20 protein-coding genes are annotated in these 25,135 nt (G+C 69.0%); 10 read left to right on the forward strand and 10 right to left on the reverse strand.

Annotation, left to right across the window (positions count from 1 at the left end):
- The first annotated feature begins 16 nt into the window (after positions 1 to 16).
- From ACIA6A_RS01135 to ACIA6A_RS01145, 3 genes are read left to right on the forward strand one after another with little or no spacing between them, the layout of a single operon-like run.
- On the forward strand, positions 17 to 2,191 hold the full coding sequence (locus ACIA6A_RS01135; RefSeq protein WP_396095322.1) for a putative bifunctional diguanylate cyclase/phosphodiesterase: 2,175 nt from the start codon (positions 17 to 19) through the stop codon (positions 2,189 to 2,191).
- A 5-nt stretch (positions 2,192 to 2,196) separates the two neighbouring features.
- Positions 2,197 to 3,003: an FAD binding domain-containing protein gene (locus ACIA6A_RS01140; protein WP_396095324.1), complete on the forward strand. Its 807-nt coding sequence runs from the start codon at positions 2,197 to 2,199 to the stop codon at positions 3,001 to 3,003.
- On the forward strand, positions 3,000 to 5,576 hold the full coding sequence (locus ACIA6A_RS01145; protein WP_396095325.1) for a molybdopterin-dependent oxidoreductase: 2,577 nt from the start codon (positions 3,000 to 3,002) through the stop codon (positions 5,574 to 5,576). Before ACIA6A_RS01140 ends, ACIA6A_RS01145 begins: the two co-directional genes overlap by 4 nt.
- Before the next feature lie 141 nt (positions 5,577 to 5,717).
- Here the strand turns inward: ACIA6A_RS01145 and ACIA6A_RS01150 are convergent, their stop codons facing one another.
- The 3 genes from ACIA6A_RS01150 to ACIA6A_RS01160 form a co-directional block, all read right to left on the reverse strand.
- Positions 5,718 to 6,173 (reverse strand): hypothetical protein, encoded by a 456-nt coding sequence (locus ACIA6A_RS01150; RefSeq protein ID WP_396095326.1) that lies wholly within the window; start codon positions 6,171 to 6,173, stop codon positions 5,718 to 5,720.
- A gap of 31 nt (positions 6,174 to 6,204) precedes the next feature.
- Positions 6,205 to 6,981 (reverse strand): SAM-dependent methyltransferase, encoded by a 777-nt coding sequence (locus tag ACIA6A_RS01155; protein WP_396095327.1) that lies wholly within the window; start codon positions 6,979 to 6,981, stop codon positions 6,205 to 6,207.
- A 69-nt stretch (positions 6,982 to 7,050) separates the two neighbouring features.
- A complete protein-coding gene (locus ACIA6A_RS01160) occupies positions 7,051 to 7,437 on the reverse strand; it encodes a peptidase inhibitor family I36 protein (protein ID WP_396095328.1) in 387 nt (128 codons plus the stop codon).
- A gap of 156 nt (positions 7,438 to 7,593) precedes the next feature.
- Here ACIA6A_RS01160 and ACIA6A_RS01165 point away from each other — a divergent pair, with 156 nt between their 5' ends.
- Positions 7,594 to 9,450: a hypothetical protein gene (locus ACIA6A_RS01165; protein ID WP_396095329.1), complete on the forward strand. Its 1,857-nt coding sequence runs from the start codon at positions 7,594 to 7,596 to the stop codon at positions 9,448 to 9,450.
- A gap of 180 nt (positions 9,451 to 9,630) precedes the next feature.
- On the opposite strand, the gene ACIA6A_RS01170 is transcribed toward ACIA6A_RS01165, so the two are convergent.
- Both ACIA6A_RS01170 and ACIA6A_RS01175 read right to left on the reverse strand, forming a co-directional pair.
- The gene (locus ACIA6A_RS01170; RefSeq protein ID WP_396095330.1) at positions 9,631 to 10,071 is read right to left on the reverse strand and encodes a hypothetical protein; all 441 of its coding nucleotides are present in this window, start codon (positions 10,069 to 10,071) and stop codon (positions 9,631 to 9,633) included.
- A 486-nt stretch (positions 10,072 to 10,557) separates the two neighbouring features.
- On the reverse strand, positions 10,558 to 12,642 hold the full coding sequence (locus ACIA6A_RS01175; RefSeq protein ID WP_396095331.1) for a hypothetical protein: 2,085 nt from the start codon (positions 12,640 to 12,642) through the stop codon (positions 10,558 to 10,560).
- A gap of 353 nt (positions 12,643 to 12,995) precedes the next feature.
- Between ACIA6A_RS01175 and ACIA6A_RS01180 the strand changes: the two genes are divergently transcribed.
- Positions 12,996 to 13,148, forward strand: a complete 153-nt coding sequence (locus tag ACIA6A_RS01180; RefSeq protein WP_396095333.1) for a hypothetical protein — start codon at positions 12,996 to 12,998, stop codon at positions 13,146 to 13,148.
- A 48-nt stretch (positions 13,149 to 13,196) separates the two neighbouring features.
- On the opposite strand, the gene metH is transcribed toward ACIA6A_RS01180, so the two are convergent.
- A complete protein-coding gene (gene metH, locus ACIA6A_RS01185; RefSeq protein WP_396096422.1) occupies positions 13,197 to 16,778 on the reverse strand; it encodes a methionine synthase in 3,582 nt (1,193 codons plus the stop codon).
- A 402-nt stretch (positions 16,779 to 17,180) separates the two neighbouring features.
- Between metH and ACIA6A_RS01190 the strand changes: the two genes are divergently transcribed.
- Positions 17,181 to 18,122, forward strand: coding sequence for an MHYT domain-containing protein (locus ACIA6A_RS01190; protein ID WP_396095334.1), 942 nt, complete (start codon positions 17,181 to 17,183; stop codon positions 18,120 to 18,122).
- Between the two features lie 6 nt (positions 18,123 to 18,128).
- Here ACIA6A_RS01190 and ACIA6A_RS01195 read toward each other — a convergent pair whose 3' ends face one another.
- The gene (locus tag ACIA6A_RS01195; protein WP_396095336.1) at positions 18,129 to 18,539 is read right to left on the reverse strand and encodes a hypothetical protein; all 411 of its coding nucleotides are present in this window, start codon (positions 18,537 to 18,539) and stop codon (positions 18,129 to 18,131) included.
- Complete coding sequence (locus tag ACIA6A_RS01200; protein WP_396095337.1) at positions 18,536 to 18,811, reverse strand: hypothetical protein; 276 nt, start codon at positions 18,809 to 18,811, stop codon at positions 18,536 to 18,538. The genes ACIA6A_RS01195 and ACIA6A_RS01200 overlap by 4 nt, the downstream gene beginning before the upstream one ends.
- A gap of 638 nt (positions 18,812 to 19,449) precedes the next feature.
- On the opposite strand from ACIA6A_RS01200, the gene ACIA6A_RS01205 reads away from it, so the two are divergent.
- The 3 genes from ACIA6A_RS01205 to ACIA6A_RS01215 all read left to right on the forward strand — a co-directional run bounded on the left by ACIA6A_RS01205 (position 19,450) and on the right by ACIA6A_RS01215 (position 22,785).
- Complete coding sequence (locus ACIA6A_RS01205; protein ID WP_396095338.1) at positions 19,450 to 20,817, forward strand: ABC transporter substrate-binding protein; 1,368 nt, start codon at positions 19,450 to 19,452, stop codon at positions 20,815 to 20,817.
- A 67-nt stretch (positions 20,818 to 20,884) separates the two neighbouring features.
- Entirely contained in the window at positions 20,885 to 21,874 is a 990-nt protein-coding gene (locus ACIA6A_RS01210; protein ID WP_396095340.1) for a carbohydrate ABC transporter permease, read from the forward strand.
- Positions 21,871 to 22,785: a carbohydrate ABC transporter permease gene (locus ACIA6A_RS01215; protein WP_396095341.1), complete on the forward strand. Its 915-nt coding sequence runs from the start codon at positions 21,871 to 21,873 to the stop codon at positions 22,783 to 22,785. The genes ACIA6A_RS01210 and ACIA6A_RS01215 overlap by 4 nt, the downstream gene beginning before the upstream one ends.
- A 171-nt stretch (positions 22,786 to 22,956) precedes the next feature.
- On the opposite strand, the gene ACIA6A_RS01220 is transcribed toward ACIA6A_RS01215, so the two are convergent.
- A complete protein-coding gene (locus tag ACIA6A_RS01220) occupies positions 22,957 to 23,826 on the reverse strand; it encodes an SDR family NAD(P)-dependent oxidoreductase (RefSeq protein WP_396095342.1) in 870 nt (289 codons plus the stop codon).
- A gap of 17 nt (positions 23,827 to 23,843) precedes the next feature.
- Here ACIA6A_RS01220 and ACIA6A_RS01225 point away from each other — a divergent pair, with 17 nt between their 5' ends.
- Positions 23,844 to 24,479, forward strand: a complete 636-nt coding sequence (locus ACIA6A_RS01225) for a TetR/AcrR family transcriptional regulator (RefSeq protein WP_396095343.1) — start codon at positions 23,844 to 23,846, stop codon at positions 24,477 to 24,479.
- On the opposite strand, the gene ACIA6A_RS01230 is transcribed toward ACIA6A_RS01225, so the two are convergent.
- A complete protein-coding gene (locus ACIA6A_RS01230) occupies positions 24,469 to 24,954 on the reverse strand; it encodes a hypothetical protein (RefSeq protein WP_396095344.1) in 486 nt (161 codons plus the stop codon). The genes ACIA6A_RS01225 and ACIA6A_RS01230 overlap by 11 nt on opposite strands.
- Between the last annotated feature and the right edge of the window lie 181 nt (positions 24,955 to 25,135).

Genomic DNA, 25,135 nt, shown 5'->3' on the forward strand with positions numbered 1-25,135 from the left:
TGCCGATGCGAAGAGTGTGACGAGGGCCGGGTACGCGGCGACGGCGGTGGCCGTGGCCGGCACAGTGACCGCGGCGGGCTACCCGGACGCCCGCCAGTGGATCTTCATGGCCACGCTGCTGGTCCTGGACACGGCCGGGGTGGTGTACTTCCTGCTGGCGGCACGCCGGAGCCCGTACCCGTTGTCCTGGCGCCTGGCCGCGCTCGGCCGGGGCGCGTCCGTGCTGGGTGGCGCGGTGGCCGGGGCCGCCGTCGCGCGGGACGCCATGGGGTGGTGGTGGGTGGCCACCTCGTGCCGCATGGCGATGTTCGTCCTGCTGGCCGTCGCGGCGTTCACGAGCCGGGTCGGGGAGCTGCGGGGCGCCCGCCGCTGGTCCGCGTTCGGTGCCGAGATACTGACCGTGCTGGCCGGCGGCTTCATGCTGATCTGGTATTTCGCCCTGGACCCGCTGCTCGAGCACTGGCAGCCGGGGCCGCTCTGGACGGCCACGATCGGTTTCACGATCGGGGATCTGCTGCTGCTCATGGCGGCCAGCACGCTCCTGCTCGGCGGGGCGATGCCCCGGGTCACCCATCCGGTCGCGCCGCTGGTCGCCGGAATGCTCGTCTACGCGGTGACGGACACCGTCTGGTCGTCGATGGCGCTGCGCGGCCTGCACCCGGAGTCCTCGGTCCCGGTCAACGCGGGCATCGTGCTCGGTGCCCTGCTGATGACCCTGTCCCCGATCATGCTGAGCACCGGCACCCGCTCCCCCGCGGTGCGGGAGCGGCTCGCGGACCAGCCGTCGTGGTCAGCCCGGCTGCCGGTACTGGCGCTGGCGCTGGGCGGTGGCCTGATGCTGACCGTCACGTTCCGCGAGGACGACCTGCTGCCCTGGGGCGGGCTGGTCGTCGGCCTGATCGTGATGACCGCCGCCATCATGGCGCGCCAGGTCATCTCGCTGCGCGACAGCCGGGAGCTGGTGGTCACCGACGTCCTCACCGGTCTCGCCAACCGCACCGGCCTCGACAACGCGATCACCCGCAGCCTGCGCCGCCACGAGACCGGCGCGCTGCTGCTCATCGACCTCGACGGCTTCAAACTGGTCAACGACGCGTACGGGCACCCGGCCGGCGACCACTTCCTGGTCACGTTCGCCCACCATCTGCGGGCCAATGTGCGCCACGGTGACACCTGTGCGCGGATCGGCGGGGACGAGTTCGCGGTGTGGCTGCCCGGTGCCGTCGACCCGGAGAGTGTCGCCGAGCGACTGCTGGACACCCCGGCGGTGACGCTGGACGACGACACCGTGCCGATCCGGGCGTCCATCGGGGTCACCGACGGGACCGAGCAGGACACCGTCAAGGACCTGATGCGCCGCGCCGACCTGGCTATGTACCACGCGAAACGGGCCGGCACGCACACGTTCACCAGCTACGACCCGGCGATGACCGACCGCCGGGCCGAGGACGCCGCGCTGGCCGAGGACCTGCGGCACGCCCTGGAGCGCGGTGAGCTGCACGTGCTGTACCAGCCGATCGTGGAGCTGGCCGGCGGGCGGACCGCCGGTGCCGAGGCGCTGCTGCGCTGGGCACACCCCACCCGTGGGCCGATCAGCCCGGTGCGGTTCATCCCGCTGGCCGAGCGCAGCGGGGACATCAGCGGCATCGGCCTGTGGGTCCTCGAGCAGGCCCTGACCGTACGGCCGGACGGCGGTTACATGTCCGTCAACCTCTCGCCGCGGCAGCTGCAGGACCCGACCCTGGTGCACGACGTGCTGGCGGTGCTGCGGCGCACCGGCACCGACCCGCGCGACCTGGTCCTGGAGATCACCGAGTCGGCGCTGGTCGACGACACCCACGCGCCGGTCCTGCAGGCCCTGCGCGAGCACGGGATCCGGGTCGCGATCGACGATTTCGGCACCGGTTACTCGTCGTTGCAGTACCTGACCCGATTGCCGGTCGACATCCTGAAGATCGACCGGGCGTTCGTCGCCGAGCTCAACGGCACCCCCGAGGGCCGGGCCATCGCCGAGGCGGTGATCCGGCTCGCCCAGGTGCTGCACCTGGACACCATCGCCGAGGGCATCGAGACCACCGAACAGGCCGCCGAGCTGCGGACGCTGGGCTGCGACCGGGGCCAGGGGTACCTGTACGCGAAACCTTTGACAGCCGACGCGTTGCTGAGCGGAAACACACCGCGAGTAACGTAGCGTGCGTGGATCTGCACACAGTGACCGAGGTGGTGAGCCCGGCCCGGGCCGGGCAGTGGCGGCCCGGGGACGCGTGGCTGGCGGGCGGCACGGCGTTGTTCGGTGAGCCCCGGCCCGGGGTCGTCCGGCTCCTCGACCTCGCCGCGGCGGGCTGGCCCCCGATCACCGTGCGTGACGACGGGCTGGAGATCGCCGCGACCTGCACGGTGGCCGAGCTGTCCCGGTTCGGCGGGGCGCAGCGGTTCACCGCGTTCCACGGGCTGACCACCGGCTGCTGCCAGGCGTTCCTGGCCAGCTTCAAGATCTGGAACGTCGCCACCGTCGGCGGCAACCTCTGCGCCGCGCTGCCCGCCGGGCCGATGATCGCGCTGACCGCGGCGCTCGACGGACAGTGCCTGCTGCTCGGGCCGGACGGCGAGCGGCGGGTCCCGGTGACCGCGTTCGTGACCGGCGACGGGCGCACGGTGCTGCGCGACGGCGAGCTGCTGCGCTCGGTCACCCTTCCGGCGGGGTCGTTGACCGGGCCCACCGCGTACCGTCAGGGGTCGTTGTTCACCCACGGCCGGTCGGCCGCGCTGCTGGCCGGGCGCCGCACCCCGGCCGGCGGCTTCGTCCTGACCGTGACCGCCGCGACCGTGCGGCCCTACCAGCTGCGTTTCCCGGCGATGCCGTCCGAGCAGGACCTCGTCGACGGGATCGGCGACCTGATCCCGGACGACGCGTGGACCGACGACGTGCACGGGTTGCCGGCCTGGCGCCGGCACCTGACCGTGCGGTTCGCGCGGGAGATCCGGGCGGAGCTGGCCGCATGACGGTCCGGATCAACGGCGCCGACCACGACCGCGAGCCCCGGCCCGGTCAGTGCCTGCGCACGTTCCTGCGCGAGGAGGGCTGTTTCGGCGTCAAGAAGGGCTGCGACACCGGCGACTGCGGGGCCTGCACGGTGCACGTCGACGGGCAGCCGGTGCACAGCTGCGTCTATCCGGCGTTCCGCGCGGCCGGCAAGCGGGTCACCACGATCGAGGGGCTGGCCCCGGCGGACGGACTGCACCCGGTGCAGCAGCGGTTCCTGGACGCGCAGGGCTTCCAGTGCGGGTTCTGCACCGCCGGGATGATCATGACGACGGCCGCGCTGGACGACGACCGGCTCGCCGACCTGCCCCGTTCCCTCAAGGGCAATCTGTGCCGGTGCACCGGTTACCGCGCGGTCGCCGACGCGATCCACGGGGTGCGCACCGTCGAGGAACCGGCCGCGGGCGAGGCGGTCGGGGCGGGGCTGGGCGCGCCCGCCGGGCCGCAGGTCGTCACCGGGACCGCCCGCTACACGTTCGACGTGGACGTGCCGGGCATGCTGCACCTCACGGTGCTGCGGTCGCCGCACGCGCACGCCCGGATCCTCGAGATCGACGCGACCGCGGCACTGGCCGTGCCCGGTGTCCGGGCCGTGCTCACCCACCGTGACGCGCCGGAGCGGCGGTTCTCCACCGCCCGGCACGAACACCCCGATGAGGACCCGTACGACACCCGGGTGCTCGACGACGTGGTCCGTTTCGTCGGGCAGCGGGTCGCGGCGGTCGTCGCGGAGTCCGAGGGCGCCGCCGAGCAGGGCTGCCGGCTGCTGCGCGTGACGTACGACGTGTTGCCCTCCGTGCTCGACCCCGAGGAGGCGCTGCTGCCCGGCGCCCCCGCAGTCCACGGGACGTCCAACGTCATCGGCCGGCTCGACGACGAGATCGGGTCGGTCGAGGACGGTTTCGCCGAGGCGGATGTCGTCTACGAGCAGACCTTCCGCACCGGCCGGGTGCAGCACGCCGCGCTGGAGACGCACGGCGCGATCGGCTGGCTCGACGAACGCGGCCGGCTCACGCTGCGCTCCAGCACCCAGACGCCGTTCCTGACCCGGCGCGCCCTGGCCGACCTCTACGACCTGGACCTCGACCAGGTGCGGGTGCTGACCGGGCGGGTCGGCGGCGGCTTCGGCGGCAAGCAGGAGATGCTGGTCGAGGACCTCGTCGCGCTCGCGGTGCGCACCACCGGGCAGCCGGTCAAGCACGAATACACCCGCGCCGAGCAGTTCACCGGCGCGACGACCCGACACCCTTTCACCGTACGGATGAAAGCGGGCGCCCGCCGCGACGGCACGCTCACCGCCCTGTCGTTGCGGGTGGTCTCGAACACCGGCGCGTACGGCAACCACGGGCCGTCGGTCATGTTCCACGGCTGCCACGAGTCGATCTCGGTGTACCGCTGCGCCAACAAGAGGACCGACGCGTACGCGGTCTACACGAACACCGTCCCGGCCGGGGCGTTCCGCGGGTACGGTCTCGGCCAGGTGTCGTTCGCCGTCGAGTCGGTGCTGGACGAACTGGCCCGCCGCCTCGGCCTGGACCCGGTGCTGCTGCGTGAGCGCAACGTGGTGCTCCCCGGTGAGCCGATGACCGCGCCCGGCTCGCACGCCGACGACCTCACCATCGCCAGCTACGGCCTCGACCAGTGCCTGACCGCGATCCGGGACGCCGCGGCCGCACCCCCGGCCGACGCCCCCGCGGGCTGGCTGGTCGGGGACGGCATGGCGATGGCGATGATCGCCGCGGGACCGCCCGGCGGCCACTTCGCCGACGCCACCGTGACCCTGCTGGGCGACGGCCGTTACGAGATCGCGGTCGGCACGTCCGAGTTCGGCAACGGCAGCACCACGGTGCACGCCCAGATCGCGGCCGACGTGCTCGGCACCACCACCGACCGGATCACGATCCGGCAGTCCGACACCGACGTGGTCACCCACGACACCGGGGCGTTCGCCTCCACCGGCGTGGTCGTCGCCGGTCAGGCCGTGCTGGCCGCGGCGCAGGAGCTGCGGGCCCGGATCGACGCCGGCGAGGCGGCGCCGGTCAGCGGGCACGGGCACTGGAAGGGCAGCCCCCGGTCGGTGGCGTTCAACGCCCAGTGGTTCCGCGTCGCGGTCGACCCGGGCACCGGCGAACTCCGCATCCTGCGCAGCGTGCACAGCGCCGACGCGGGCCGGGTGCTGAACCCGCTGCAGTGCCGCGGCCAGGTCGAGGGCGGCGTCGCCCAGGCCATCGGCTCGGCGCTCACCGAGCGCATGGTGCTGGACCCGGGCACCGGCGAGGTCACCACGACCGGCTTCCGGCAGTATCACCTGCCGTCGTTCGCCGACATCCCGTACACCGAGGTGGTGTTCGCGTCCACCGAGGACACGATCGGGCCGCTGGGCGCGAAATCGATGAGCGAGAGCCCGTACAACCCGGTGGCCCCGGCCCTGGCCAACGCGCTGCGGGACGCGACCGGCATCCGTTTCACCGACCCGCCGTTCACCAGCGACCGGATCTGGCTGGCACTGCAGGCCGCCGCCCCGGCGGAATGACCCTTCCGGTATGACCGGCCTAAGATCAACCACAGCTCATTCATAGGAATCGATGTTGTGCCGACGACCCCCTCGGCGAGGAAACCGGCGCCGAGCGGCCCCCGCCGTCCTCCGCGCCCTGACCTCTCGCCACCTGCCTGGTCATGGCATGACCGCGACCAGGTAGGTGGTCACCTCGCCCGGGTCGTCGAGGTCGAACATCATCTTGCGGTAGTAACCCTCGGGCGAGACCGCGTCCCACTGGTTGATGCCGGAGACCGTGACCGCCGCATCCGGATCCAATCCCGGCACCGTGTCGAACGATCCCGCGACCGCGTGCAGGCCGGGTTCGGGGTCGGGCAGTTTCCCGCGCTCGAGGAAACCGTCCAGCTCCTTCGCCGGCATCCGGAACACCGCCCACACCTGCGAATCCTGGAAACCCACCGTCTCCGCCCTGAGCAACTCGGCCGACGCCGGCAGGTGCACCCCCGCCACCCGCTCGACCTCGGCGGCATCGGTCGGGGTGGGTGACCCGTCACGCGGGGCCGCGTCCGCCGAGCATCCCGCCACCAGAGCCACGAACACCGTTGCCGCGACAAGTGCCGTAGTACGTCTCATAGCCGGAAACGGTAGAGATAACGGTCAAGCATCAGGGCTTGCGGCCCACCGCGCAGTACACGTCGAGGTCGGGCTGTGCCGTTCCCGGTGCCGGCCGCCACCGGGACGTCGGGACCAGGCCGGGTTCCAGCAGCTCCAGGCCCTCGAAGTAGCCGCGGATCTCCTCGGGCGTGCGCAGGTTGTACGGGTGCCCGTTCTGCTTGGCGACCCGCTGGCTCTCCACACTCGCCGCGCTGGTGCTCGTCCCGTCGCTGACCGCCAGGTAGCTGCCCGACGGGACCGCGTCGAGCAGCCGCGCCACGATCGACCGGGCCTGCTCGTAGTCGGCGACGTTGCCCAGGATGCCGATCATGGTCAACGCCACCGGGCGGCCGAGGTCCAGGGTGTGGGCGGCCTCGCTCAGGATCCGCTCCGGATCCTCCACGGCGGCGTCGATGTAGGCGGTCGCTCCCTCGGCTGAACTCGTCAGCAGCGCACGGGCGTGCACCAGCACGAGGGGGTCGTTGTCGACGTAGACGACCCGTGACGCGGGCGCCACCCGCTGCGCGACCTCGTGGGTGTTGTCGGCGGTGGGCAGACCGGTGCCGATGTCCAGAAACTGCCGGACCCCCGCCTCACCGGCGAGGAGCGTCACCGCCTGGACGAGGAACCGCCGCTGCGCCTGCGCGACGGCCGCGATCGCCGGATTCGCCGTACAGAGCGCGTCCCCCAATTCCCGGTCGACGGCGAAGTTGTCCTTGCCGTCCAGCAGGTAGTTCCACACCCGGGCGCTGCTCGGCCGGGTCGCGTCGATGCGGGGATCGGTCATCAGGACATCCTCTGCGCTGAGGCGGCGGGGAGACAGTGATCCTAGGCAATGCCTCCCCGGCCGGTCAGCTCACGGGCAGAAATCGAGGAAACTGACCCGGTCGTTCCAGAACTTCCCGAACTTGTTGCCCAGGCTGCGCACCTCCGTGTGGGCGGGGACCGTGACGTACTTACCGGTGCCGCCGGCCGAGTCGTACAGCCGTACCGCGCAGGTCGTCCGGTTCCGGAACGAACTCATCGTGTTGTTCCAGCCGCTGGGCAGGGCCCGGTCCGCCCGGAAGTCGTCCTGGAACTTCAGGAAACCGTTGTCGGCGTACAGACACGCATACCCCGAGGCGTGGCAACTTGCGGCCTGCGCCGGCGAGCTCACCACGGCGCCGGCCACGGTCGCCACGAGAGCGAACACCACCGCCAGTACCGCTCGAACCGTACGGCGTGACTTCTGACCTTCGTCCATCGATCCTCCTTCATGGTTGAACGGTTCGATGGTGGGCCGGCGCGATCGGCCCGGACAACAGTGATCTGTCCCCCAGATAGCGCTATCTGTCCTGGTCAGACAGTTACGGTCCGGCTAGGGTGTCGATCGATGGCAGGCTCGGGAGAGAGGATCAGGGTGCGGGAAGCGTGGTGGATCGAGGTGTACGAGGCCGCGCAGCTCCTGGCCTCCCAGCTCAATGCCGCGGTGGTGCACGCCGCCCGGGTCGGTGTGTACACCCCACCGCCCGGCTCGCCGGCGCCCCGTCGCAGGCGGCAGCCCGGCTCCCTGCGCCACCTGGCGGAAGTGATCCGGGCCCACCGGCTGGCCCCCGGCCTGTCCGTCGACAAGGACGACGTGGCGTCGGTGCTCGCCGGCGACCTGCGCCACCTCACCGATCCGGTTCTCGTCGTCGCCGTCGCCCGGGCCGCGCACGTCATCGCCCGCACACCGTTGACGGACGTCGACGCGGAGCGGCTCGTGGTGGCCAGCACCCGCGTGTCGGCGCTGCTCGACGCCGCCCGGCAGGCCGACGAACGCGCGCCACGAGCCGTACCCGCGCCTCAGGTCGTCACCAGGTCCCCGGGGGAACCCGTGGTGATCGACGCATACTTCACCACGCGCCGGCCGGGCCGGCGCCGGGCGCTGGTCATCGGCGCCCTGAGCGCCGTCGTGATCGCCGGCGTCGCCGCCGCGTTCGTCCTGCGCGGCCAGGAACCCCGGCAGCGGCCGGCCGCGGCGGCACCCGTCGCGGCAGCGGTGGCCGGTGTGACGCCCCTGGAGCACGGGCACGCATCCGACGACCACCTCAACCCGCGGCCGTTGCATGACGCCCTCGACCACGGCTTCACCAGCATCGGGACCGACGTCTCCCTGCGTGACGGCGCGCTGGTGCTCTGCCACCACGTCGAGGGCGACACCTGCCGGGACAGTCGCGGCGCCCGGATCACCGAGAGACCCTTCGAGCCGACGTACCTGCAAGGACTCAGCGCCCGGGTGAACGCCACCGGCGGCCGGGTCTACCCGGGATACCACCAACCGGTCTTCCTCTTCGTCGCGATCAACTGCGTGGAGACCCCGACCGGCTGCACGCTCCCCACGGACGCGGGCGCTGCGCCGAACAACCCTCTCGTGGTCGCCGAGCAGATCATGAGCGCGCTCGAGGCGTACCGCGGCATGCTGTTCCACGTCGACGCGACCGCGCGGCACTGGGGGCCGGTGCAGGTGGTCATCACCGGCAGTCACAACGATGAGCAGTTCCCGGCCGGCGCCGGCGGCTACGACTCGGTGCGTGGGTTGCTGACGCGACAGACCGACACGTACGCGTTCCTGGACGGCAGTTTCGCCGCCGACGCCGGTCAGTACAACGCGGACCTGGTCCCGGTGATCAGCTTCCCGGCCCCGGCCACGAACGCGGACTGCACCTACAGCGACGACAAGTCCATCGAGACGGTGCACTGGGACGAGATCATCCAAGCCCAGACCACCGGCCACCACGTACGGGTATGGGACCTGATCGACTGCCCCGACCACAGCCGATCCTGGACCGACGCCATGTACGCCAGCGTCGACTACCTCAGCAGCGCCAACCTCACCGTGCTGGACGACTGGCTCACCAACCACGTCATCGGAGGCGGCGGCGGCCACTGCACCGTGCCGAGCTGGATCGCCGCGGCGCGGGTCCACGGCCAGCACTGCACCCTGCGAACCCCGAACGTGCCGGTCATGAGCCGCCCCGACCACGCGTCCGCGCGCGTGGGCACCCTCACCGGCAACAGTGCCCACTGGTTCCTGGGCCAGCAGCCGGGCGAGTCGTACAAGGAGAACTCGTCCACCAACTTCTGGTGGGCGTACACCCGGGCGGACAACGGCCAGTGGGGCTGGGTGTCGCTCGTCCACTTCACCGACGCCGGCCTCGACCAGTCAGCGAACGGCCTCCAGTACGGCTGCTACGACGCACGCCCCGGCGAGCCCGACACCTGCCACCCCCTGTGACGACCCCGCTTGCGGATCCACGACCTCCACCCGGCGAGACGTTGCACCGCCGCGTCCGGGGCGTCCGTACAGGCAAGGCCGCACCGGACGGAAATCTGTCCCGGCCGGGTGCCCCGCCCCGCCTCGCCGAGCCGGTTCACTCCAGGGCAGATCGGATACCGGTGCGCCAGTCGGACTGGACTATCGCCGGAACCACGTGGTGCTCAGGGCCCACAGGAGTCCTGGGTCGATGACCAAGGGCTCGCTGCCGCGGAGGGTGCTCTCCATGGCGGTGGCGGCGTCGCGTTCGGGCGAGTTGACATGACACTCGCAGTCCAGCCATTCCGAGGCAGAGTAGGCGTCGCCGATATCGCCATCGGGATAGTCATTGTCCGGAGCAAGTCGGGCCAGTGCCCGGACCGCCGCGAACTCGTCGGTGCCGGCCCGGATGGCGGCGACGTATCCGAACACCCGCGCTACCAGGTCGCCAACCTGCTGCGCTGACAATTCCGGGATGGCGAGCTCGGCCAGCAGGCTGGGTACCAGGTGATCCACCGCCCAGGGCGACGCTGTCCGAGGTAGACCGGCAAGCTCCGAGGTCGCTTCCCCTTCCGCCCCTTGCACGATCAGATGGGCGGCCACGTCCGGCCACACCGCGCTCTGAGACCCGCCGTGCCACGCATGTGGTGCCCGTGCCAGATCGTCAGGGACCACCTGACCCAGCCCGACGCGCGCTACCAGGTTCATCGACGATCAAGGCACACGTCGGAGGAAACCAACGCACCACGCGCTTCTCAGCGGCACATGAGGGCACCTGCGAGGTCATGAACGGGTAAACGGGCACTGGGTTCAGCAGTCGATGGCCGGGGCCGAACGATACGGACAGGAGCGCCAGGACATGGCCGACCCGCGGGCGGAGGCACTCGACGTTGCCCGCGCAGTCCACCCATGAGCTCGGCAGCTCCGTCGTTGTGCTGGTGGACGAGCGCCCGTTGCGAAGTTGAATGTCGACGCGTAGCACACCGTCGTCACCTCCGACTACCACGAGCCACCGGAGTGCGGCAGATGAGTCAGCCGCTGGAAACATTCACATGATGCTGCTCGTCCACCCATTAATGTGAGACTTCATCATCGTTTTACTCTTAGTTCGATCCGTTTCCTTTCTGGCCTCATCGAGATGATCGCTTCTTGCAGCTGGCTATGGACGAAGCGATAACGAGGTCCGGCAGGTATGAGTAAACCTACCGTCACGAGGGCATCCAGATATTTCATAAGGCGCCACGGCGTCCAACGCGCAAGCGTGAGCCACACATGAGAAATTCGGAATTGGCACCATCTCGTGAGACCGACCATCGCGATGAAGGTGCTTGACGCCCCCATTGCCGCGCCGGCGAAACTTATACGTGTAGGTGTTCCCCAGTCACCTGCGGTCGGGAAAAGTGGTATCGCCAACCGATATGCACAGAAGTATACGATCGTCGACATGCCGCTCACGGCGGCCGCGTATCCCACGGCGCCTTGGCGCGCTCTTTTCACGATCAGCTCGGGCGCTAGCCCGTCCTGCTTGCCGGGGCCAGAGTCGAACGCGGAGGCGAGACCGGTTATCAGGCCTATCGTAGATCCGACCAACACTGCTGCGGGAACCAGGCCCCAGCTCGCTGTCCGGTGACCGATGACGAGAGCGATGTAGATTGCCAGACCGCTCACGAATCCAATGGAGGCACCACTGATGAGCCCAAGCGCCAGCTCGCTGAGAGTCGGCCAGCGGAGGGCGATGCGCGAGGGACGCGTTCGCATCCCCAAACCTACGCCCAGCATGACTGTTGCACCCACGACCATGCTGTTCACCGAATTCACGATGATTGCTGTAGGGCCGATCCCTCCGAACGCTACACCTGTCGTGAAATCCATGATGGCAGCTATCAACCCGGAGGCCAGTGCGAGAGCCCATCTGGGCAACCAGGATACAATTCCCCACCAGCCGAATCGCGTGAGGCCCCGCTGGGAGGTACCCTGCGCAATCTTGTATGTCCACCGTTGCGCAGTGAGCGGCGAGACGCCGAAGATATCCGAAACGTTCTGAAACGTTTGACGTGCGAAAGCGCTGAATATCTGGCGCCGGAGATCGTCGGCCGACCGCGAGGCGAGCTCATGCATACGATCGTGAGACCATCCCTGGGCCGTCAGCTCGTCGCGGAGCACCGAGGCGAGAAGTGGGCTTGTTGCGTACGATGCCAAGACATTCAAATCAGACGAGGGATCCCGCTTCGAGCGTACCTCAACGAGGCCGGTCGTATTGTGAGCTAGGTATTCGATGACAGCCTTGGGGGAGACGGGCTGTATCTCAATTGCGGTTGATCCCGACAGAAGTACGGGGGATTCATTCTCCATCAGCCATCGGTAGTCCTCACCTGTGCAAGTGAGGATCAACGAACGGTCCTTACCGAGCCAAATATTGATCGAGGAAAGTGCGGTGGCCTGTCCGGTCCGGGAAAGTCGGTCCAAGCCGTCGACAATGGGCGTCACTCTTCCGGACGCCAGCAATCGGGCAGCTACAGATGATGGCCCCTGGCGGCGCGAGCTCGGCTTCTTGCCAACCATGATCGATGGGTATGCCGTAGCCATCTCCCGTTCCATGAAGGTTGCGAAATTTTCTTGGTCAACGCGCCATGAGTCCGCAGAAACCACCACCGGAAGGCTGCGGCCCGCTTCGCCCAACATTGATAAGGCAAGGCGCAAGGCGAATGTAGTTTTCCCTGCTCCTGCTGCCCCTAGAATTACCATGCGCGGTACGCGTAGAGAATGAAAAGTCTTAAGTTCTCGATCAGCAGCGCTGTAGGCAGCCGCCGCTATGGCCGCAGGCGGCCGACGGCCGCCTTGAAGGTTCTTTTCCGCAACCTTCCATGTCGTCTTGATCTCACTTGCGCCGCGCAACTGTCGGGCGTACTCGTCCGAATAATGACCCTCGAGGATCTCGGCCAATTTTATTTCCCAGCGTTCGATACTTTCCGAATTTACAGAGGCCCGATCTTCATCGGTGCGCCGGGATTCAACGTATTCAGCATACTGCTGCCAGCCCAGGACAATGATGCTCGGAAGTACGAGCAGGTTCGCCCACAGTGCAGCCTTCCCCAAGCCCTGGTCGGCATAGATTGCTCCGGTCAGAATGGAACCTACCAGGAAAGCGACCAGCCCACCTTTCGCATTCTTCATCGTGAGCCTTCCGTATGCGCCTTTGCGCCCCCATATAGCCATGGTTGCATAGGTCGGCAAGCTCCACGTGGGATTCTTCCCCGAATGGACTATGGACAGAATTCTCTATGAAGTGCTAGCGGGAGCCACTGTGGATCGAGTGGCGCCCGCACAGCAGAGCGTCGCACTCACGTCGGCAGAACCGTGCGCCGGATTTCGCGCTCCGGAGACCACTCCGGCAGGAAAGATGCCGCAAGCATCGGGGTGATGGGGCGGACTTCGGCGGGCAGTTGCGCGACCGGTTTTGGAGTGATTGCGAGAGCCGCCCGGTGCCGGTGCGAAGACCTCGGCAACGCGGCGGCGGGAGGTGAATCGTGTGGCAGGCTGAACGGGTGGCAGGCAGGCGGACGCCGAAGGTGGTCAAGTGGCTCGGCTGGGGGCTGGCCGTCCTGGTCGGGCTCTATGGCCTCTGGTACCTGATTGTTCTGCTCTCCTGGAATTTCACCGGAGACTACCCGGGCCGATGACCGCCGGGGCGTCCGGTTGCGGGGTCTCCACAACCGGACGTCGCGCGGTTATGCGATGTCGTACGCCAGGTTGGGCCGCAGCCACTTCTCGACCTCGTCGATCGGCATGTCGCGGCGCTTGGAGTAGTCCTCGATCTGGTCCTTGGCCAGGCGGCCGACCGTGAAGTACTTGGCCTGCGGGTGGGCGAAGATCAGGCCGCTGACCGCCGCCGCCGGGGTCATCGCGAACGACTCGGTGAGGCCGATGCCGAGTTTGTCGGACTCGAGGAGCTCGAACAGTTCCTTCTTCTCGCTGTGGTCCGGGCTGGCCGGGTAGCCGAGTGCCGGGCGGATGCCACGGAAGCGTTCCGCGTGCAGGTCCGCGAGATCGGGGTCGGCGTCCGGTTCGAACCATTCGCGGCGGACCTGCAGGTGGATGTGCTCGGCGAAGGCTTCGGCGAGGCGGTCCGCGAGGGCCTTGACCATGATGGCGCGGTAGTCGTCCTGGTCGTCCTCGTACTTCTTGGCGAGTTCCTCCGCGCCCTGGATGGCGACCGCGAAGCCGCCCAGGTGGTCGCCGCGGCCGGGGGCGATGTAGTCGGCGAGGCAGCGGTTGGCGCGGCCGGCCGGCTTGACCGTCTGCTGGCGCAGCATCGGGAAACGGTAGCCGTTGTCGAGGACGATGTCGTCGTCCTCGGCGTGGGCGGGCCAGAACGCGTACGCGCCCTTGGCCTGGAAGGATCCGTCCTCGATGATTGTGTCGAGCAGGGTGTTGGCGTCGTCGAAGAGTTCGCGGGCCACCGGCTGGTCGAGGATCGCCGGGTACTTGCCCTTGAGTTCCCACGCGAGGAACAGGAACTGCCAGTCGATCATCGTGCGCAGCTCGGCGATCGACGGCTCGACGACGTGCAGACCGGGCGACGACGGGGTGGGCAGGTCGGTGAAGTCGACGACCTCGCGGTTGGCGCGGGCCTCGTGCACGGTGAGCATCGGCTGGGAGCGGCGGTTGGCGTGCTGTTCGCGCAGCCGTTCCTGCTCGACCCGGTTGGCGGTGTCGAGGGTCTCGGCGCGGCCCTCGTCGAGCAGGTCGGAGACCACTCCGACGACGCGGGAGGCGTCGAGGACGTGGACGGTGGAACCTTCGTACACCGGCGCGATCCGGACCGCGGTGTGCTGCTTGGAGGTGGTCGCGCCGCCGATGAGCAACGGCAGGCTCAGGCCGCGGCGCTGCATCTCGGCACCGACCGCGACCATCTCGTCGAGCGACGGCGTGATCAGGCCGGACAGGCCGATCGCGTCGGCGCCCTCGGCCAGCGCGACGTCGAGGATCTTCGCGGTGGGCACCATCACGCCGAGGTCGATGACCTCGTAGTTGTTGCAGCCCAGCACCACGCCGACGATGTTCTTGCCGATGTCGTGCACGTCGCCCTTGACCGTGGCGAGCACGACCTTGCCCTGGCCGCGGCCGGTGTCGACGCGGCCCTCGAGGCGGGCCTTCTCCTTCTCGGCCTCCATGAACGGCTCGAGGTAGGCCACCGAGCGCTTCATCACCCGGGCGCTCTTGACGACCTGCGGCAGGAACATCTTGCCGGAGCCGAACAGGTCACCGACGACCTTCATACCGTCCATCAGCGGGCCCTCGATGACCTCGAGCGGGCGCGCGAACTGCTGCCGGGCCTCCTCGGTGTCGTCCTCGACGAAGTCGACGATGCCGTGCACCAGCGCGTACGACAGGCGCTCGGCGACCGGGCCCTCACGCCAGGACAGGTCGACGACCCGCTTGGTGCCGGAGCCGGTGACCGTGGACGCGAACGTCACCAGCCGGTCGGTGGCGTCCTCGCGGCGGTCGAAGATGACGTCCTCGACGAGCTCGAGCAGGTCGGCCGGGATGTCGGCGTACACCGCGAGCTGGCCGGCGTTGACGATGCCCATGTCCAGGCCGGCGCGGACCGCGTACAGCAGGAAGGCCGAGTGCATGGCCTCGCGCACGACGTCGTTGCCGCGGAAGGAGAAGGACAGGTTCGAGATGCCACCGCTGGTACGGGCACCCGGGCACCGTGCCTTGATCAGCGGCAGCGCGTCGATGAACGCCTTGGCGTACCCGTTGTGCTCGGCGATGCCGGTGGCCACGGCGAGCACGTTCGGGTCGAAGATGATGTCCTCGGGCGCGAACCCGGCCTCGTTCACGAGCAGGTCGTACGCGCGTCCGCAGATGGAGACCTTGCGTTCGGTGGTGTCGGCCTGGCCCTGCTCGTCGAACGCCATGACGACCACGCCGGCGCCGTAGTCGCGGATCTTGCGGGCCTGGGCCAGGAACGGCTCCTCGCCCTCCTTGAGGCTGATCGAGTTGACCACGCCCTTGCCCTGCACGCACTTGAGGCCGGCTTCCAGCACCGACCAGCGGGAGCTGTCGATCATCACCGGGATCCGGGCCACCTCGGGCTCGGTCGCGATCAGGTTGAGGAACGTGGTCATCGCCTGCTCGCTGTCGAGCAGGTCGGCGTCCATGTTCACGTCGAGCAGGTTGGCCCCGCCGCGGACCTGTTCCAGGGCCACGTCGGTGGCGGCCTGGAAGTCGCCGCCCTCGATGAGCCGGCGGAACTTCGCCGAGCCGGTGACGTTGGTGCGCTCGCCGATCATGACGAACCCGGTGTCGGGGCCGATCTCGAACGGCTCCAGGCCGCTGAACCGGGTGGCCGGCGCGGGCGCCGCGATGACCCGGGGGGCGAGCCCCTGGACCGCGCCGGCGATCTGCTTGATGTGCGCCGGGGAGGTGCCGCAGCAGCCACCGACGATGTTGACCATGCCGGCGGTGGCGAACTCCCCGATCAGTGCGGCGGTCTCGGCGGGCTGCTGGTCGTAGCCGCCGAACGCGTTGGGCAGGCCCGCGTTGGGGTGGCAGGCGACGTACGTGTCGGCGAGGCGGGCCAGGTCGGCCACGTGCGGGCGCATCTCGGCCGCGCCGAGCGAGCAGTTGACGCCGACGACGAGCGGCTGGGCCCGCTCGACCGAGCGCCAGAACGCCTCCACGGTCTGCCCGGACAGCGTGCGGCCGGACAGGTCGACGATGGTGACCGAGATCCAGAGCGGCAGCGCCGGGGCGACCTCACGCGCGGCGGCGACCGCGGCCTTGACGTTGAGCGTGTCGAACGTCGTCTCGATCAGCAGCAGGTCGACGCCACCTTCGACCAGGGCCGAGATCTGCTCCGCGTACGACGCCTTGACCTGATCGAACGTGACGGCGCGATAGGCCGGGTCGTCGACCTTGGGCGACAGCGACAGCGTCACGTTCAGCGGGCCGATGGACCCGGCGACGAACTTGCCGCCGATCTCGTCGGCGGCCTGCCGGGCGAGCCGGGCGGCCTGGATGTTCATCTCGCGCACCATCGACTCGAGGCCGTAGTCGGCCTGGCCGATGCTGGTGGCGGTGAACGTGTTGGTGGTGGTGATGTCGGCGCCGGCGGCGAGATACTGCCGGTGGACGTCGAGGATGATGTCGGGCCGGGTGATGTTGAGCAGGTCGGGGTCGCCGGTGACGTCCTTGGGGTGCTCGGCGCCGATGATCTCGCCCCGGAAGTCCGCGGGGGTGAGCTTGGCGCCCTGCAGCATCGTGCCCCACGCGCCGTCGAGCACGAGGATGCGCTCGGCCATCAGCGAACGTAGTGTCTGTGCCACGTCCATCTGAGCCACGTCGTTCCGCACAGCTGTTGCCATGTGACCACCTCCGCGGAGTTCTCGGAGGCGCCCTTGGTCGGTGTGGGACCCCTGCCAGGATCTGCCCGTCACGAGTCTCAGCCGAGCGTGGCGGGTTTCCCCGTCGCAGCGCCCCTCGGCCTGGCGACAAACAGTACCCGAAGCCGGTCGTATCGACCGCACAGGAGGCCCGCAGGAGGACCCCCTTCCAGTCCGTGGGACACCGGACTGTCGGCTGGTCAGATGGCCTCGGGTAGTCCGAACGGGCCGATCTTGGTCCGGTACGCCCTCCGGACCCCGCGATGGCCACCTCCAGCAGGCAAGATGCGGCCCGGGGAATTACCTGGGGGGTACAGCAACATGGAAGTCCATCACTTTCAGCACGGCTGGGTGACACCGGCGATCAGTTACGCACTGTCCGTACTCGGATCACTGCTCGGACTGGTGTGCGCGATCCGCCTGCGCCAGGCCGCCACGACCGGCGCACGGGCCTGGTGGCTCACGCTGTCGGCGGTCGCCATCGGCGGCACCGGTATCTGGACCATGCACTTCGTGGCCATGCTCGGTTTCGGCGTGGTCGGCACCACCATCAAGTACGACGTCCCGCTGACCGCGGCCAGCGCGGTCCTCGCCGTCGCGGCGGTGGGAGCGGGCCTGCTCATCGTGTTCGGCGGCACCCGCGGCCGTCCCGTGCGCATCGTGATCGGCGGCGTGCTGGCCGGTCTGGGCGTCGCGGCGATGCACTACATGGGCATGGCCGCCATGCACCTCAACGGCGGCATCACGTACGGCCCGGGCCGGGTCGCCGCGTCGATCGCCATCGCGGTCGTCGCCGCCACCGCGGCACTCTGGCTCGCCGCCACGGTCAGCCGGCCGGCCGGCGTCCTCGGCGCCGCCCTGATCATGGGCATCGCGGTCAACGGCATGCACTTCACGGGCATGTCCGCCATGACGGTGCACGCCCACCGGGACGACGTCGTCCCGACCGGCGCCTCGGGGACGTCCCTGCTGGTCCCGATCGGCCTCACCGTCGTCTTCGGCCTCGTGGGCCTGCTCTACGCGCTCATGGCCACCCCGAACGACGAGGACCGCGCGGCGGCGGAATACCTCGCGGCCCGCCGCCAGGCCATGTCACCACCCGTCCAGGCCGCCGCACCCGCGCCGGCCGACACCCGCATCGCGGGCCGCCCCACCGGCACCTTCGCCGACGGCGAGATCAGCCGCACCAGCGGCGACCAGGGCCCCCGCGGCTCGGCCCTCGGCGCCGGCTCCTGGACCTACCGGGACCGCGAACAACGCTGACGCGGCTCACTCACCGCCGGTGATGTCGATGGGGCGATCGGCGATCTCCGGGTGCGGGCTCCGGCGCAAGGCCGCACCGTGCCGGGTCAGCAGAACGGTGCCGTACTCCTGCGCCAGAGACAGCGAGGCCGCCGTGTCGCCGGGCACGCCGTAGGAAGTTGCGATCTCCCCGGCCGGAAAGGCGTGCTCGGGCCGGTTGCCGACCACAGCGACGGCGGGATGACCGGCCAGCCGTCGCAGATGCGCGGCGTTGTCGGCAGTGAGGGCAGTCAGGTAGCTCATTGCCGGCAGAGCCGCACGGACATCTTCGCCATTGTCGATGGCATCGGTGATCTCCGCGAGGATTTCCCCGACATCGATACTGTGCTGCGCGTAGGCCCGCGCGGCGCTCGCGTCGAACACGACGGCGATCCTCACAGGGTCACCTCCCCGGCGGCGAGCCGGCGGGCGAACTCCCGGCCAGCGACCTGCCGTTCCGGGGAGACATACAGACGGCTGCGGGTACGCCGCTTGGCCTCCTCGGTGCCGAGGGCCTCCGGATCCAGGCCGACCGCGCGCATCGCCTCGTTGTGCCGGTCACGCACGGTGCGCCGCCGGACAGCCTCGGTCACGTAGGCGCTCATGTTGCCCGCGGCACGCAGCGTCGCGGCAACGTCGTCGGGCAGGCTCAGCGTGATGCGCTCGGTCATACCGGAAGCATATCTCTGAGGTGTGATGAATTGCTGCTGCATCGTCATACCTTCTTGGTCGCAGGTGGGCCGCCCTGGATCCGACCAGGACGCGCCCATGTGCGTACGACTATAGTCGTACAGCAACCCTGGGGGAAGACCCAGCGGTGCCCCTGACGGCGACGACACAGTGCGCCGGATCGGTGCGCCGGAACCCGGCGGGGGCGGGTGGCCCCCGCCGCACGGCGCTGAGGAGGCCGGTGGCGATGCCGGAAGGCCGGAGATGCCCGGACGGTGTGGGAACGGTGCCCGTTCGCTGTGAGGCTCGTCGCATCCGGGCACGATCCGGCCGTAGATCTTGCCGGAAGCGACACGCCGGGAACGCTCCCACGGCGTGAGTCATGAAAAATCTTGCACCGTCAGCAACGTCACCGCATAGACGCAAGCCATTCAGAAGTGGTTCCTGGCCAGCGCTTTCACTGGAAGAAGACCAATAACCGCACCCTACGGCCTCGACCCGCTGCCGAATCGTTACTCGGTTGATCATTCGGAAACATTGCGAAACACGTCCTCGCGCTCTTGACTGACAGCCGGGGGAACCGGAGACGGTGACGGCGTTGTCACGCCCCGGCGTGATGTGATGTGACATAGGGAGAGGCATGTTCGGTCTTGCGAAGAGTCAGCGCCTGAGGGGCGCGCTCGCCGGCACCGTGGGCGTTGGCCTGGTGCTCGGAATGACCGCCTGTAGCAGCAGCGACGACACGGACGCCGAGGCGGGCGCCTCGGCGCAGGCCATCGACTGCGCGCCGTACGCGTCGTACGGCGATCTGAAGGGCAAGACGGTCTCCGTATACACGGGCATCGTCACGCCGGAGGACACCGCGTACAAGAATTCCTACAAGCCTTTCGAGCAGTGCACCGGCGTCACGATCAAGTACGAGGGCGACAAGGCCTTCGAGGCGCAGATCCTGGTCCGCGCGCAGGCCGGCAACCCGCCGGACCTCGCGATCGTGCCGCAGCCCGGTCTGCTGCAGCAGCTGGTCGCCACCGGCAAGGCGGTCGAGGCCCCGGCCGAGGTCGCCGCGAACGTGGACAAGTTCTGGGGTGCCGACTGGAAGGCGTACGGCAGCGCCAACGGCAAGTTCTACGCCGCGCCGTCGGGTGCCAGCGTGAAGTCGCTGGTCTGGTACTCGCCGACCGAGTTCAAGGACTCCGGCTACACCGTGCCGACCACGCTGGCCGACCTCAAGGCGCTCAGCGACAAGATGGTCGCCGACAAGAAGAAGCCGTGGTGCGCGGGCATCGCCAGCGGTGACGCGACCGGTTGGCCGCTCACCGACTGGATGGAGGACTTCATGCTCCGGCTGTCCGGGCCGGAGGCCTACGACAAGTGGGTCAGCCACGAGATCCCGTTCAACGGCCCCGAGTCCACCGCGGCGCTCGACGCCGTCGGCGCGTACCTCAAGAACCCGGCCTACGTGAACGGCGGTCTCGGCGACGTCAAGAGCATCGCCACCACCACGTTCCAGGAGGCGGGCCTGCCGATCCTCGAGGGCACCTGCTCGCTGCACCGTCAGGCGAGCTTCTACGCGGCGAACTTCGACAAGGACACCAAGGTGGCCGAGGACGGCGACGTCTTCGCGTTCTACCTGCCGGGCAACGACGCCGCCAGCAAGCCGGTCCTCGGCGGTGGCGAGTTCAACCTGGCGTTCTCCGACCGTCCCGAGGTCAAGGCGTTCCAGACGTACCTGTCCACGGACACCTGGGCCAACATCAAGGCCGGCCTGTCGCAGGGCTGGATCTCGGCCAACAAGGGCCTGGACACCACCAAGGTGAGCAACCCGATCGACAAGCTGTCGGCCGAGCTGCTGCAGAACCCGAGCACCGTCTTCCGTTTCGACGGCTCGGACCAGATGCCCGCCGCGGTCGGCTCCAACGCCATCTTCAAGCAGATGACGAACTGGATCACCGGTCAGGACACCAAGACCACGGTCGACAACGTCGAAAAGGCGTGGCCCGCGAAGTGAGCTAGGCAATCCCCGGGGCCGGTCGCCACAGGCGACCGGCCCTCTTCTCCTCTCTTGCTAAGGAGGTATGGGTCGCGTGTTAACCGCAGACACCAACGCCGGTAAATTCGGGCTGATGATCGCCGCGATCCTGCTCTTCGCCGCCGTCGTGGGCATCATCCTGTTCCTGGCCACCCTGTTCCGGGGCAAGCTGGCCGACCGGCTGACGGCGTATTTCTACCTGTTGCCGACCCTGCTCATGCTCGCCGTCGGGCTCGTGTACCCGGGCGTGCGCACGATCTTCCAGTCGTTCTTCGACGCGGCCGGGAACTCGTTCATCGGGCTGGACAACTACCAGACGATCTTCGGTGACAGCGAGCAGCTCAAGGTGCTCGGCAACACCGTCATCTGGGTCCTGGTCACCCCGTTCGTCGCCACCGCGATCGGCCTCGTCTACGCGATCCTGGTGGACAAGTCGAAGTTCGAGTCGTTCGCCAAGGCGCTGGTCTTCCTGCCCATGGCGATCTCGTTCGTGGGCGCGTCGATCATCTGGAGCTTCGTCTACGCGTACCGGCCGGACCAGGCCAATGTGAAGCAGATCGGCCTGCTCAACCAGATCGTCGTCTGGCTCGGCGGCACCCCGCAGAACTGGCTGCTGATCAACTGGCTCAACACCCTGCTGCTGATCATCGTGCTGATCTGGATCCAGGCCGGCTTCGCGATGACCATCCTGTCGGCGGCCATCAAGGCGATCCCGGACGACATCATCGAGGCCGCCCGCCTCGACGGTGTCAGCACGTGGGGCATGTTCCGCTTCATCACGCTGCCGGCGATCCGCCCGGCGGTGGTCGTGGTGCTGACCACGATCGCCATCGGCACGCTGAAGGTGTTCGACATCGTCCGGACGATGACCGGTGGCCAGTACGGCACGAGCGTCATCGCCAACGAGTTCTACAGCCAGAGTTTCCGCAGCGGCAACCAGGGGCTGGGCGCCGCGCTCGCGGTGATCCTGTTCATCATGGTGATCCCGATCGTCGTCTACAACGTCCGGCAGCTCAAGCGTTCGGAGGCGCTATGACCACCGCCCTACCGACCACTCCGGTGCTGCCGGAAGCCGTCAAGGACGAGTCCAACAGTTCGTTCATGAAGCGCAAGCTCAGTTCGCCGGTGGCCTCGATCGTGACGGTCGTGATCGCCATCCTGTGGACCCTGCCGACGTTCGGCCTGCTCGTCTCGTCGTTCCGCCCGGAACGCGCGATCAAGACGACGGGCTGGTGGACGTTCTTCACCGACCCGCAGGTGACGCTCGACAACTACAAGGCGGTCCTGGACGCCAACGACGGCGCCGGGCTCGGCTCGTACTTCGTCAACTCCATCGTGATCACCATCCCCTCGGTGCTGATCCCGCTGACGCTGGCGACGATCGCGGCGTACGCGTTCGCCTGGATCAAGTTCCCCGGACGTGACCTGCTGTTCCTGGTCATCTTCGCGCTGCAGATCGTGCCGCTGCAGGTCACCCTGATCCCGCTGCTCACGCTGTACGTGGACGGCGGCCTGGCGAACACGTTCTGGACGATCTGGCTCTCGCACGCCATCTTCGGTCTCCCGCTGGCCATCTACCTGCTGCACAACTTCATGCGGGAGATCCCGGCCACCCTGCTGGAGGCGGCCCGCATCGACGGTGCGGGCCACGTGGCGATCTTCTTCCGGGTCCTGCTGCCGCTGCTGCGGCCGGCCCTGGCGGCGTTCGGCATCTTCCAGTTCCTCTGGGTCTGGAACGACCTGCTGGTCGGCCTCGTGTTCGGTGGCGGTGGCACGGAGATCGCACCCCTCACGGTCGCCCTGGCCAACCTCAGCGGCACCCGGGGCACGGCCTGGCACCTGCTGTCCGCGGGCGCCTTCGTGTCCATCCTGGTCCCGGTCACCATCTTCCTGCTCCTGCAGCGCTACTTCGTCCGCGGCCTGCTCGCGGGCAGCGTCAAGGGCTAGAAGCCACCACCGGCAACGGCCCGTGGTCCCGCTCACCGGCGGGGCCGCGGGCCGTCCCCGTTCCCGGCCGACGTGCCCCATGATCGAGGCGCCGTTCCTGAGGTGGAAGGTGAAGGCCGGGTCCGCGCGCAGGTCGGCGTACCGGCCGGTCGCCGCGCCGGTCCGCGGTCCTCACGCGGCCTGCTTCTGCAGGGCGGGGCCGAGCAGCAGTCCCCCGTCGATGACGTACTCGGCGCCGGTGATGAAGGCCGCGTCCGGCGAGACCAGGAACACCAGCAGCGCCGTGATGTCGGCCGGCTGCCCGAGTCGCGCGACGGCGAACGGCTCGGGCGAGTAGAGGTCGGCGATCGGGGTGTCGCTGCCGGCCGCCGGCTCGGTGATGAACGGCGTGGCGACCACCCCGGGGTGGATGACATTGACGCGGATGTTGTCCCGGCCCAGCTCGAGGTCAGCGGTCCGGGTGAGCCCGCGGATCGCCCACTTGCTCGCGACATAGGGCGCGTAGAACGCGGTGCCGCCGAGGCTCATGGTGGAGGCGATGTTGACGATCGTTCCTCCCCCGGCGCGCCGTAGCGCCGGGGCGGCCGCCTTGATGCCGAGGAACGTGCCGGTGAGGTTGATGTCGAGGATCCGATCCCACGTGGCCCGGTCGGTGGACTCGACGAGGGCCGGCGGGTTCTGCACCCCGGCGTTGTTGACCAGGACCGTGAGCGCGCCGAACACCATCTCGGTCTCCGCGACGGCGGCGGCCCACGACTCCTCCCGGGCGACGTCGAGGCGGACGAAGTGCGCCCGGTCCCCCAGCTCGGCGGCGAGGGCGGCGCCACGCCCGGCATCGATGCCACCGATGACGACGTTGGCACCCTCGGCGTGCAGCGCGCGGACGTGGCTGGCGCCCGCCCGCCGCTGCCGCCGGTCACGAGAACGGTCTGATGGGCGAAGCGGGACATGCGGTCCTCCGAGTGCTGGAGCAAGTGGTGAGTCGATCGGCTCACCATGGGCGAAGCTACGCCCCTGGCAATGGTGAGTCAACCCACTCACCTCGCTATGATGGGCGCATGACCCCAGCACCGTCGGCCTACCACCAGCGCGTGGCCCGGGAGAAACGCGCGCTCATCGTGCAAGCTGCCACCGGGCTCTTCCTCGAGCTGGGCTATGACCGGGCCTCCCTGGCGCGGGTCGCCGACAGCGCCGGTGTCTCGAAAGCGACGCTGTTCAAGCAGTTCCCGACAAAGGCAGCACTGTTCGACGCCATAGTCATCGACTCGTGGGCCGAGAAGCACGTCGCCGACGCGCCGCCGGCCGGCGACCTGACGGCCGGCCTGACGGTTCTCGGACGGCGCTACGCGGCGCTGGTGGTCCAGCCGGAGATGACCGACCTGTTCCGCATCGTCATCGCCGAGCTGCCACGCTTCCCCGAACTGGCCAAGGCACATTTCGCCCAGGGCAAACTGCCGTACTTCGAGGCGGTCCGGACCTACCTCGTGACCGAGCACGACGCGGGAGCCGCGGACATCGCCGATCCGGAGATGGCCGTGACACAGTTCCTCGGGATGATCTCCAACTACCTGTTCTGGCCACGCCTGGTGCTCCCCGACTGGACGGTGACCCCTGAGCGCACGACCGAGGTCGTGGACGAAGCCGTCCGCACGATGGTCGCGCGCCACGGCACCGGTGAAGCCCCTACCCCTTGAGGTCCGCGCCGATCGTCGCGGCGGGCGCGGGGAGACCGGCCAGGGGCACGACGAAACGTACGTGGCCCGCCCGGCGCCTCCGGAGCGGTCCGCGGCCGCCACGGGCCAGCGGGACCACCCGGCCGGTCTGCGCCTCCGGCACGGTCACCTCGAGCGTCGCGACCGGCCAGAACCAGCGGACCCGGACGGCCGTGACGACCGGCCACGGCAGGAACACCCCGTCGCGGCGGGCCCCGGCGAGTTCGAGGCCCTCGGCGGTGGCCCGCAGGCGGGTGGGCCGGGCCCGATCGAGCAGCACCGATCCCCCGGTGAAGACCAGGGTGTAGACGACCACGAAGACGACGGCGGGGCCGATGCCCGTCCGCAGGACCGCACCGAGCACCACCTGCACGACGACGGCCGCCGAGAAACTCACCACGGCCGCCGCGGCCATCGCCCGCCGCACCGACCACTCATGGAGCACGTCCGTCGTCACAGCACGATCATGGCATCGCGGCACCAGCCGATACACCGTACCGAAACCGGGTGGACGGGCCGGTCATCATGGTCCGGTGAGAATCATGCTGGCGGGCGGGGTCGCCGTGCGGGCCGCGGAGTGTGTCGTCCCGGCGGCGACCAGCTCACCCGCCGCGGCCGGCCGGTTCGCGCCCGGCACG

Source organism: Actinoplanes sp. NPDC051494 (assembly GCF_044454705.1).
In the GTDB taxonomy this organism is placed as follows: Bacteria; Actinomycetota; Actinomycetes; order Mycobacteriales; family Micromonosporaceae; genus Actinoplanes.